This window comes from Pseudomonas donghuensis (assembly GCF_000259195.1).
GTDB classification, from domain to species: domain Bacteria; phylum Pseudomonadota; class Gammaproteobacteria; order Pseudomonadales; family Pseudomonadaceae; genus Aquipseudomonas; species Aquipseudomonas donghuensis.
The window spans coordinates 163,374-173,600 of the sequence record NZ_JH650760.1; the positions used below are offsets into that span (position 1 = coordinate 163,374).

At 65.3% G+C, this 10,227-nt stretch carries 10 protein-coding genes and 1 pseudogene; 8 read left to right on the forward strand and 3 right to left on the reverse strand.

What is annotated here, in order from left to right:
* Positions 1–69: 69 nt before the first annotated feature.
* The 6 genes from pdxH to ubiT all read left to right on the forward strand — a co-directional run bounded on the left by pdxH (position 70) and on the right by ubiT (position 5,087).
* A complete protein-coding gene (gene pdxH / locus UW3_RS0108545; protein WP_010221930.1) occupies positions 70–717 on the forward strand; it encodes a pyridoxamine 5'-phosphate oxidase in 648 nt (215 codons plus the stop codon).
* A 90-nt stretch (positions 718–807) separates the two neighbouring features.
* Complete coding sequence (gene moaB / locus UW3_RS0108550) at positions 808–1,362, forward strand: molybdenum cofactor biosynthesis protein B (RefSeq protein ID WP_010221932.1); 555 nt, start codon at positions 808–810, stop codon at positions 1,360–1,362.
* On the forward strand, positions 1,359–2,594 hold the full coding sequence (locus UW3_RS0108555; RefSeq protein WP_010221933.1) for a molybdopterin molybdotransferase MoeA: 1,236 nt from the start codon (positions 1,359–1,361) through the stop codon (positions 2,592–2,594). The genes moaB and UW3_RS0108555 overlap by 4 nt, the downstream gene beginning before the upstream one ends.
* Before the next feature lie 132 nt (positions 2,595–2,726).
* Positions 2,727–3,722: a ubiquinone anaerobic biosynthesis protein UbiU gene (ubiU, locus tag UW3_RS0108560; RefSeq protein ID WP_010221935.1), complete on the forward strand. Its 996-nt coding sequence runs from the start codon at positions 2,727–2,729 to the stop codon at positions 3,720–3,722.
* Positions 3,723–3,732: 10 nt separating this feature from the next.
* Positions 3,733–4,623, forward strand: coding sequence for a U32 family peptidase (locus UW3_RS0108565; RefSeq protein ID WP_010221936.1), 891 nt, complete (start codon positions 3,733–3,735; stop codon positions 4,621–4,623).
* Positions 4,617–5,087 (forward strand): ubiquinone anaerobic biosynthesis accessory factor UbiT, encoded by a 471-nt coding sequence (gene ubiT / locus UW3_RS0108570; RefSeq protein WP_010221937.1) that lies wholly within the window; start codon positions 4,617–4,619, stop codon positions 5,085–5,087. The genes UW3_RS0108565 and ubiT overlap by 7 nt, the downstream gene beginning before the upstream one ends.
* Positions 5,088–5,108: 21 nt before the next feature.
* Here the strand turns inward: ubiT and UW3_RS0108575 are convergent, their stop codons facing one another.
* The 3 genes from UW3_RS0108575 to UW3_RS0108585 form a co-directional block, all read right to left on the reverse strand.
* Positions 5,109–5,786, reverse strand: coding sequence for a Crp/Fnr family transcriptional regulator (locus UW3_RS0108575; protein ID WP_010221938.1), 678 nt, complete (start codon positions 5,784–5,786; stop codon positions 5,109–5,111).
* A 94-nt stretch (positions 5,787–5,880) separates the two neighbouring features.
* Positions 5,881–6,528, reverse strand: a complete 648-nt coding sequence (narL, locus tag UW3_RS0108580) for a two-component system response regulator NarL (protein ID WP_010221939.1) — start codon at positions 6,526–6,528, stop codon at positions 5,881–5,883.
* A complete protein-coding gene (locus UW3_RS0108585; RefSeq protein WP_010221940.1) occupies positions 6,525–8,327 on the reverse strand; it encodes a HAMP domain-containing protein in 1,803 nt (600 codons plus the stop codon). Before UW3_RS0108585 ends, narL begins: the two co-directional genes overlap by 4 nt.
* Before the next feature lie 316 nt (positions 8,328–8,643).
* Here UW3_RS0108585 and UW3_RS28660 point away from each other — a divergent pair, with 316 nt between their 5' ends.
* Both UW3_RS28660 and UW3_RS29380 read left to right on the forward strand, forming a co-directional pair.
* Positions 8,644–9,939, forward strand: coding sequence for an MFS transporter (locus tag UW3_RS28660; RefSeq protein WP_010221942.1), 1,296 nt, complete (start codon positions 8,644–8,646; stop codon positions 9,937–9,939).
* Positions 9,926–10,227: pseudogene (locus tag UW3_RS29380) on the forward strand (nitrate/nitrite transporter); the annotation flags it as partial. The gene UW3_RS28660 and the pseudogene UW3_RS29380, both read left to right, overlap by 14 nt.

Here is a 10,227-nt window from a genome sequence, read left to right on the forward strand (position 1 = left end):
TGATGGTGATCAAGGCCTGCCGGTGTCGCAGCTTACAGACTGCGTACAACTTCCCAGGAGATCACTGCCATGCCGCTGTCCCTTGCCCAGATGCGCCGTAACTACACCCTCGGTGGCCTGCAGGAGGAGGCGGCGCCGCTCGAACCGCTGCCGCTGTTTGCGCAGTGGCTGCAACAGGCCCGCGAGACCGAGCGCGAGCCGGTGGAGGCCAATAGCATGCACCTGGCCACCGTCGACAGCCTGGGCAGGCCGCACTGCCGGGTGCTGCTGCTCAAGGGCTTTGACCAGCAGGGCTTTACCTTCTTCGGCAACTACCAGAGTGCCAAGGGCCAGGAACTGGCGGCCAACCCCTATGCGGCGATGACCTTCTTCTGGCCGGGGCTGGAGCGCCAGGTACGAATTGAGGGGCCGGTGACGCGGCTCGATCCGCAGTTATCCGATGCCTACTTCGATTCGCGTCCCGAAGCCAGTCGCCTGGGCGCCTGGGCTTCACCACAAAGCCGGGTGTTGACCGACCGCGGCGAACTGCAGGCGCTGCTGGCGCAGACCATCCGCCGCTTCGTCGAGCAGCCGCTGCGTCGCCCCGAGCATTGGGGCGGCTATTGCCTGAGGCCTGAACGCATGGAGTTCTGGCAGGGTCGCGCCGATCGCCTGCATGACCGTCTTGATTACTGCCGCCAGGGTGGGCAGTGGACGCGCCAGCGCCTGGCGCCGTGAGCCCGAAGAGATACCTCCAAGGAGGAATAGGTTCGCCCAGGCTTTAGGTTCAGGCTTGGGCCCATCCACCTTTCACGGGAAGCCCAGGCCATGGCCCATTTGGCACAACGCACGTTTGAACCCCTGAACATCGCCGTGCTGACCATCAGCGACACGCGCACCTACGACACCGACAGCTCCGGCCAGACCCTCATCGACCTGCTGCAAGCAGCAGGGCATGTGCTGGTCGAGCGCGACCTGGTCAAGGACGATATCTACCAGATCCGCGCGACCCTCTCGCGCTGGATCGCCGACCCCAGGGTACAGGTGGTGCTGACCACCGGCGGCACCGGTTTTACCGCCCGCGACAACACCCCGCAAGCGGTGCAGCCATTGCTGGATAAACACGTCGAAGGCTTTGGTGAGTTGTTCCGCCAGGTGTCGCTGGCCGAAATCGGCATGTCCAGCCTGCAGTCCCGTGCCCTGGCGGGGATGAGCAATGGCGTGCTGGTGTGCTGCGTGCCGGGTTCGCCCGGCGCCTGTCGCACCGCCTGGACGCAAATCCTGCATAGCCAGCTCGACAGCCGTACCGGCCCGTGCAATTTCGCCCCGCACCTCAAGGCCCAGGCCGGGCAGGCCATTGAGGCCTGTGGGGCGCGGCCATGAGCGGGCGGGTATGCGACAGCGGCAAGTTGATCCCGGTCGACCAGGCCATCCGCCATTTGCTCGAGCAGGCGCCACCGCCACCGGCTGCGCAGATGGTGTTGCTGGACAAAGCCCTGGGCCGGGTGCTGGCGGTTGATATCCATGCCCCGCGCAGTCTGCCGGGCTGGGACAACAGCGCCATGGACGGTTTTGCCTTCAGGGTGGCCGACCTGCCAGCTGCTGGCGGTTGCCTGAGCCTGGCCGGGCGCATCGCCGCCGGCCAGCAGGCCAGCACCGCGTTGCAACCTGGGCAGGCGGTGCGGATCTTCACCGGTGCACCCTTGCCGCCGGGTGCCGACACGGTAGCGCCCCAGGAGCTATGCCGGGTGGAAGGCGAGCAGGTCTGGCTACCCGCCGCCGGCCTTGGCGACCACGTGCGCAAGGCTGGCGAGGAGGTGCGCGAAGGCCATCTGTTGCTGCAGGCCGGCAAGCGCCTGCGTGCCCAGGAGCTGGGCCTGCTGGCCGCTTCGGGCGTGGCCTGGGTCGAGGTCCATCGGCCCTTGCGCGTCGGTTTGCTGAGCAGCGGCGACGAACTGCGCGAGCCCGGCCAACCCCTGGCCCCGGGGCAGATCTACAACAGCAACCGCTATTGCCTGATGGCCTTGCTGCAAGGCTGGGGCGTGGAGGTGCACGACTACGGGGTGATGGCCGACGAACTGGCGGCCAGCAAGCACGCGCTGAATCTGGCCGCGTCCGAATGCGACCTGCTGCTGACCTCCGGCGGCGTCTCGGTGGGTGAGGAAGATCACCTCAAGCAGGCCATCCAGGACCTGGGCAGTGTCGACTTCTGGCGTCTGGCGATCCAGCCGGGCAAGCCTCTGGCTTTTGGCGAGGTGGCGGGCCGGCCGTGGATCGGCATGCCTGGCAACCCGGCAGCGGCGCTGATTACCGCGCTGGTGGTGGTACGGCCGTTCCTGTTGCGCGCCCAGGGCGTGCGCGATGTGTTGCCCCGGCCGCTGGCGCTGCCAGCCGGTTTCGACTGGCTGCAACGCAACAAGCGCCGCCAGTACCTGCGGGCCCGCTTGTTGCCCGAGGCCAACGGCCAGTCCAGCGTACAACTGCACCCACAACAAAGCTCGGCAATGCTCAGCGCCGCCTGCTGGGCCGATGGCCTGGCGGTGGTGGAATGCGAGCAACAGCTGCACAAGCACGACAACGTGCAGTTCCTTTCTTTCGCGCAGCTGATGCAGTGAGCGACCTTGATTGCCGTCAAGGTCCTGCCGGGCACTGTGGCTAGACTGGCAGCGCTTTTTTCGATTGCTCCGAGCCTGCTCGTGTTGTGCATCGCAGGCGCATGGCAGCAGCTTCTTTGATGAGGAAACCCCATGCAACTGGTCTGCCCGGCAGGCAACCTGCCTGCGCTTAAAGCCGCGGTGCGCCAAGGCGCCGATGCTGTTTACGTCGGCTTTCGCGACGACACCAACGCCCGGCATTTCGCCGGGCTGAACATGGACGACAAGCAGTTCGACGCCGCTGTTGCCCATATCCGCCAACACCAACGCAAGCTCTATGTCGCGGTCAACACCTACCCGCAACCCCAGGGTTGGGAACGCTGGCAGCGCGCGGTCGACCGTGCCGCCGACCATGGTGTCGATGCCCTGATCGCCGCCGACCCGGGTGTGCTCGGCTATGCGGCCCAGCGCCACCCGCAGTTGAGCCTGCACCTCTCGGTGCAAGGCTCGGCCACCAACGCCAGCGCCCTGGCGTTCTACGCCCAGCACTACAACATCCGCCGCGCCGTGCTGCCACGGGTGCTGTCGCTGGCCCAGGTACGCCAGGTGGCAGCCAACAGCACGGTGCCCATCGAGGTCTTTGCCTTCGGCAGCCTGTGCATCATGGCCGAAGGGCGTTGCCACCTGTCGTCGTACATCACCGGCGAGTCGCCGAACCTGTGCGGCGTCTGTTCGCCGGCCAAGGCGGTGCGCTGGAGCGAAGACGCCGAGGGCTTGAGTGCACGCCTGAGCGAAGTGCTGATCGACCGCTATCAACCCGACGAGCCGGCCGGTTACCCGACCCTGTGCAAGGGCCGTTTCCTGGTGGATGGCAAGCGCTTCCATGCCCTGGAAGAGCCCACCAGCCTCGACACCCTCGACCTGCTGCCGGAACTCGCCGCCATGGGCGTCGAGGCGGTGAAGATCGAGGGCCGCCAGCGCAGCCCGGCCTATGTCGAGCAGGTCACCCAGGTCTGGCGTGCCGCGCTCGACGCCCATCGCCTGGCACCGCAACGCTTCACGGTCAAGGACCAGTGGCGTCAGGTGCTGGCCGGTTTGTCCGAAGGCAGCCAGACCACCCTGGGTGCTTACCATCGATCATGGCAATGAGGGACTGGACATGAAGCTCAGCCTGGGACCCGTCCTGTATTACTGGGACAAGGAACAACTGGGGCGTTTCTACAGCGAGATGTCGGCCTTGCCCCTGGATGTGATTTATCTGGGGGAAACCGTGTGCTCGAAACGCCGGGCCATGAACCTCGATCACTGGCTTGGTCTGGGCCGCGAGCTGCAGGCCTGCAGCCCGGCGCAGATCGTGTTGTCGAGCCTGACCCTGATCGAAGCCGCTTCCGAGCTCTCCAGCCTGCGCCGCTTGTGCGACAACGGCGAGCTGCTGGTGGAGGCCAACGACATGGGTGCGGTGCAGTACCTGGCTGAGCGCAAGCTGCCGTTCGTGGCCGGCCCCGCGCTCAACCTGTACAACGGCCACGCGTTGGCCAAGCTGCTCGATTGCGGGATGATCCGCTGGGTGCCGCCGGTGGAGTGTTCGGCCACACTGATCCGCGCGGTGCTCGACCAGGCCGTTGAGTTGAACCGTGAGTTGCCTGAGGTTGAAGTCTTTGCCTATGGGCATCTGCCGCTGGCTTACTCGGCGCGCTGTTTTACCGCCCGTGCCGAAAACCGGCCCAAGGACGACTGCCAGTTCTGCTGCATCAACTACCCCGACGGCCTGGCCCTGAGTAGCCAGGAAGGCCAGGCGCTGTTCACCCTGAACGGCATCCAGACCATGTCGGCCGAGGTCACCAACTTGCTGGCCGACTACCCGGGGCTTGAGGCCTGCGGCGCCGACCTGTTGCGCCTGAGCCCGCGGGCCCAGGGCATGGTCGAGGTGGTTCAGGCCTTTGCCCGGGTGCGCCAGGGCGAGGCGCCGCCGTTGTTTGTCGAAGGTTGCAACGGCTACTGGCACGGCCAGGCGGGCATGTTGCGGGTCGAGGAGGTGGGCCTGTGCTGAACCGCACGCAATGGCTGTTGAAAGGTGCCGACCGGGTGCTGCCGCTGATCCGTCGGGTGCCGTTCGTGATTCAGCGGGTTGCTTTGCAGCAGGCGCTTAATCGCTGCCTGGCCGAGCCCCTGCGCGACGGTGAGTTCGACCTGCTGCGCGGGCGCTGGTTGTGCCTGCGGATTCCCGACCTGGACCTGGCCTGGTACCTGACCCGCAACCGCGATGGCCTGCAGATCGCCGAGCGGGCCAAGGCCGATGTCACCATTCGCGGCAACTGGCGCGAGTTTCTCTTGCTGGCCAGCCGTCAGGAGGACCCGGACACGCTGTTCTTCCGCCGCCGCCTGGTGATCGAGGGCGACACCGAGCTGGGTTTGACCCTGAAGAACCTGATCGACAGCCTCGACCCCGAGGTGTTGCCGGTGTGGTTGTGGCGCAACCTGGAGCGCGCCGGCAAGGGCCTGGCGGCCAGTTGAGGGCAGGGCCGGCTACTGGGGCTAACCCGAGTAACCGGCCAGCTCATCGGCGGCGAGGATGTGGATGCTGCGCCGTTCCATGGCGATCAGGCCGCGTTCCACCAGACGGTGCAGGGTGCGCGAAAAGGTCTCTGGCTGGATGCCCAGCTTGGAGGCCACCAGGCGCTTGGACACCTGCAACTCGACCCGGCCACTGTCGGGGTCGCATTCCTGCAGCAAGAAGTTGATCACCCGGCGGCTGGCGCTGGCCGAGGTCAGGGTGTCGATGTCCCTGAGACGCTGGTGCAGGTGGATGCTCATGCTCGCCAGAATGGCCAGGCACACCTGTGGCTGGTCTTCCAGGGCATTGCGGTAATGGGCGCCATCGATGCTGATCAACACGCAGTCCTTGAGCGCCGTGGCCGTCACCGGGTAACTGCGCGCCTGGCTGAACAGCAGCGCTTCGGCAAAGGTCTGGCCCGGCTGGATGATCTCCACCAGATGTTCCTGGCCCTCGGCGCTGAGCCGGTACAGCTTGATCTGGCCACTGACCAGCAAGAAGAAGCGCTTGGCCGGGTCGCCCTGGTGCATGAGCGTGTCATGGCAGCTCAGGCGCCGGAGCATGGCCAGGCCACAGACGGCTTCGAAAACGTTGTCCGGCAGTTGGCTGAACAAGTGATGACGACGTAAAACCAGAACGGTAGAAGGGTGGGTCAGCATGGCGTACCTCCGCTGGCGCCTATGGTAAAACCCCCGACGCCGGCGGCCTATGCCTCCGCCGGTCTACCTCCAAAGGGGCATCTGCAACAGGGGCTCAGGCGCTTTGGCGCAGATGCTCCATGGCCCACACCGCCGCCTCTACCCGCGAACGCAGGCCGAGCTTGTGCAGCAGGTTTTTCACATGGACCTTGACCGTGCCCTCGGTGATGCCCAGCTTGTGGCCGATGACCTTGTTGCTGTAGCCGCTGGCGATGGTCTTGAGCACCTGGCGCTCGCGCTCGGTCAGCTCCACCTCCGGCTGGCGCGGCGGTGAGCGCAGGGCCTGGGCCATCACCCGGGTCAGCCCGGGGCTGATCACCAGGGCGCCGTTCATGGCGTCGCGGATATACTGGATCAACAGCTCCGGTTCCATGTCCTTGAGCAGGTAACCGTCGGCATCCAGGCGCAGGGCGTCGCGAATGTCGTCCTCGGCATCGGACACGGTGAACAGCAGCACCTTGCCGGCAAAGCCCTGGCTGCGCAGATGGCGCAGGGTTTCGATGCCGTTCATCTGCGGCATGTTGTTGTCCAGCAGCACCAGGTCCGGTTGCAGCGCCGGGATCAGGGCCAGGGCTTCTTCGCCGTGGCCGGCTTCGCCGACGATCTCGAAGTCGTCTTCCAGTTCGAGCATCTGGCGGATGCCGCGGCGCATCATCGGGTGGTCGTCGACCAGCAGGATTCGGTAGCGCGGGGAGGGGGTCATGCAGGGTTACCTTCTGTCAGGTGCCCGAGAAACTCCGGGCGAAATTCCATCTGTACCCGGGTGCCTTGCGGCTCCCGGCCAACAATCTGCAACTGGCCGCGCAGGCTGCGGGCCCGCTCGTCCATGATGTTCAGGCCGTGGTGTTCGCGCAGGTCGTGGGTGCCGCTGAAACCACGGCCGTCGTCCTCGATCGACAGGCAGACGGTTTCGCCATACTGGCGCAATTGCAGCCAGGCGTTCTGCGCATGGGCATGGCGCAGGCAGTTGGACAGCGCCTCGCGGGTGATCTGCAGGATGTGGATCTGCTCGCTGGCCGACAGCTCGAAGGCCAGGCTGTCGACGTGCAGGTGCACCTGGAATTCGCCACGGCGGGAGAACTCCTCGGCGGTGTCCTTGAGCTCCTGCACAAGGCCGGCGTCGTGAATCTGCAGGCGGAAGGTGGTGAGCAGTTCGCGCAACTGGCGATAGGCGTTGTTCAGGCCTTCGCGCAGCTCGGCGGTGACGTTCTCCAGGGTCGCCACCGGCTCGCCACGACGCATCAACGTCTGCATGCGGCTGACCTGCAGCTTCATGTACGACAGCGCCTGGGCCAGGGAATCGTGCAGTTCGCGGGCGATGATCGCGCGCTCTTCGAGCAGCACCAGGCGGTGGTCCTGTTCACGCTGGCGCTTGAGCGACAGCGAGGTGCCGATCAGGTTGGCCAGGGCCTGGATCAGCTCGGTCTCCCAGGCTTGCGGCTCGTGGCCGTCGATAAAGTGCGCCTTCAGCTCACCGAGGGTACTGCCCTGGTTGCTGATGCTGAACGTGTGATGGTGGGTGCGCTGGTGGCGTTGGCAGCTGGCGCAATCGCTGCTGGCGCAGATCTTGCGGCTGTCGGCGCCATGCAGGGCCAGCAGTTGTTGGGCCGGGGCCTGTAACTGGCCTTGCAGGCACAGCGACAGGCGCAGGCCCGGCAAGCGTTGCTGAAAGCGCCGGATCAGCTCATCCAGGCCCTCGGCGTTGGCCAGCCGGGTGGCCAGGCTGCGGCTGCTTTGGTACAGCAGCTCGAGGGCGGCGTTGGCCTGCTGCAGGTTGAGGGTTTTTTGCCGGACCTGGGTTTCCAAGGTGCGGTGGGATTGTTCGATGGTCTCGGCCATGGCGTTGAAACTGGTGGCCAGCTCGCCGAGCTCGTCCTCGGACTGGTGGTTGACCCGCGCCTGGAACTCGCCGCGGCGAAAGCGCTGGGTGGCGTCCACCAACTCTTTCAACGGTGTGATGACGTTGTATTGCAGCTCGTACAGGCCGAACAGCAGGACGATCATGGTGGTGAACAGCGCCGCGCCCTGGATCACCTGTTGCCAGCCCTGCTTGTGTTCGCTCTGGCGCTGCAGCAGGTTGACGAACTGATTGAGCTGGTTGACGAAGGGCAGGGTACTGGCCTGAAAAGCCGTGGCGTCACCACGTTGCAAGGCCGGCAGCAGGGTCTGCTGCCAGTACTGCTGCAATTGCTGGTAGCTGGCCTGCAGCTCGAGGTTGTTGCCGTCTTCGAGCACGGCTATGAGCGCCTGACTGTTGAGCCGCTGCTGCAGGCTGTCGCGAATGCGTTCGAGGTCGGCGCGCTCGGCGCCGGCGGCCAGCTTCCAGCTCAGGTGGTAGGTCTCCATGCGCACGGAGCCGGCGGTGTTGATGGCGGCGGCATCGCCCTGGCTGAACCAGGCGATCAGGCCGGCACTGAGCGAACTGGCCAGGGCCAGCACGGCGATCAGAATCACCGCCAGGCCCGCGCGCGCGGGCAACGAGCTGCGCAGCCAGCCGATCATGGACGCGGGCCAGGGGTGAGGAGGGGAAAACGGTACATGGAGCACTCCAGGGTGTTGCAACTGATCGTTTCGCAGCCTGTCCCTGGCGCTCTACCTCTAAAGAGTTTTCAACCGCCAGTTTTACCGCCAAGCCCGGTGGGAAACTGGCAACACCCTGATAAACAAAGGGTTTAGAGGTTTTTCGGTGCTACCTCGTTGGAGGTAGGCAGTACAAGCATAGGCCCAGGGGTGCCAGGGCTTCTTTGATCGGGGTCAAGTTTTCTCGGGGTTTGCCTCTCTAGTCTGCCGGCCATGGCTACCTGACTGGAGACCCAAGATGACTCAACCGCGAATACGCCAAGGCCTGGTGCTGGGCATGAGTACGCTGGCCTTCACCGTCTGCTTCATGGTCTGGATGATGTTTGCCGTGCTCGGCGTGCCGATCAAGGAACTGCTGCAGCTCAACGAAACCCAGTTCGGCCTGCTGGCCGCCACCCCGGTGCTGACCGGCTCGCTGGTGCGCTTGCCGCTGGGCATGCTCACCGACCGCTTCGGCGGGCGCAGTGTGTTCTTTCTGCTTATGCTGGCCTGCGTGCTGCCGCTGTACCTGATCAGCCACGCCAGCGCCTATTGGCAGTTCCTGGTCCTGGGCTTGTTCGTCGGGCTTGCCGGTGGCTCGTTCTCGGTCGGCATCGCTTATGTCGCCAAGTGGTTCGAGCAGGACAACCAGGGCCTGGCCATGGGCATCTTCGGCGCCGGCAACGCCGGGGCGGCGGTGACCAAGTTCCTCGCCCCGGCGTTGATTGCCGCCGGCAGCTGGCAACTGGTACCGAAGGTGTTCAGCGCCATCCTGTTCATCACTGCCTTGCTGTTCTGGTTTCTCAGTGCCGACAACAAGGCCCACCGCAGCGCTTCGGGGGCGAGCCTGGGCGAACAGCTCAAGGCCCTGGCCGAGCCTGCGGTGTGGCGCTACTGCCAGTACTACTCGATCGTCTTCGGCGGTTACGTGGCCCTGGCGCTGTGGATGACCAAGTACTACGTCCAGGAATACGGCTTCAGCCTGCAAAGCGCGGCGTTGCTGGCCGCCTGCTTCTCGCTGCCGGGCGGGGTGCTGCGCGCCGTCGGTGGCTGGATGTCCGACCGCTGGGGCGCGCAGAGCGTGACCTGGTGGGTGCTGTGGGTCAGCTGGATCTGCCTGTTCCTGCTGTCGTACCCGCAAACCCAGCTGCAGGTGCAGACCATCAACGGCCCGTTGGACTTTCACATCGGCCTGAACCCGGCGCTGTTCACCGTGCTGCTGTTCGTCATGGGCATCGCCTTCGCCTTCGGCAAGGCCTCGGTGTTCAAGTACATCGCCAACGATTACCCGCACAACATGGGCGCGGTGTCCGGCATCGTCGGCCTGGCCGGCGGCCTGGGCGGCTTCATCCTGCCGATTCTGTTCGGCGCGCTGGTCGACCTCACCGGCGTGCGCTCCTCCTGCTTCATGTTGATGTACGGCGTGGTCTGGGTGTCGCTCACCTGGATGTACTTCAGCGAAATCCGCAAGCGCCCGCTGCTGGGCAAACAGCCTCCAGCGACCGCGTCCCCGTTTTCCAGCATTGCCCAAGGAGAAGACCATGTCGGTTCTTAACACGCCTGACAAAGGCCCGGTGATTCACGACTGGCGCCCGGAAGATCCCGCGTTCTGGGGCCGTAGCGGCAAAAAGACCGCTACCCGCAACCTGTGGATCTCGATCCCCGCACTGCTGCTGGCCTTTGCCGTGTGGATGGTGTGGAGCACGGTGATCGTGCGCCTGAATGCCATCGGCTTCAGCTTCAGCACCGACCAGCTGTTCTGGCTGGCGGCCTTGCCGGGGCTGTCGGGGGCGACCTTCCGGGTGTTCTACTCGTTCATGGTGCCGATCTTCGGCGGGCGCCC

Coding starts and splice junctions, on each gene's coding strand:
- pdxH (WP_010221930.1), top strand. CDS start 70: ATGCCGCTGTCCCTTGCCCAGATGCGCCGTAACTACACCCTCGGTGGC.
- UW3_RS28660 (WP_010221942.1), top strand. CDS start 8,644: ATGACTCAACCGCGAATACGCCAAGGCCTGGTGCTGGGCATGAGTACG.
- UW3_RS0108565 (WP_010221936.1), top strand. CDS start 3,733: ATGAAGCTCAGCCTGGGACCCGTCCTGTATTACTGGGACAAGGAACAA.
- narL (WP_010221939.1), bottom strand. CDS start 6,528: ATGACCCCCTCCCCGCGCTACCGAATCCTGCTGGTCGACGACCACCCG.
- moaB (WP_010221932.1), top strand. CDS start 808: ATGGCCCATTTGGCACAACGCACGTTTGAACCCCTGAACATCGCCGTG.
- UW3_RS0108585 (WP_010221940.1), bottom strand. CDS start 8,327: ATGATCGGCTGGCTGCGCAGCTCGTTGCCCGCGCGCGCGGGCCTGGCG.
- UW3_RS0108575 (WP_010221938.1), bottom strand. CDS start 5,786: ATGCTGACCCACCCTTCTACCGTTCTGGTTTTACGTCGTCATCACTTG.
- UW3_RS0108555 (WP_010221933.1), top strand. CDS start 1,359: ATGAGCGGGCGGGTATGCGACAGCGGCAAGTTGATCCCGGTCGACCAG.
- ubiU (WP_010221935.1), top strand. CDS start 2,727: ATGCAACTGGTCTGCCCGGCAGGCAACCTGCCTGCGCTTAAAGCCGCG.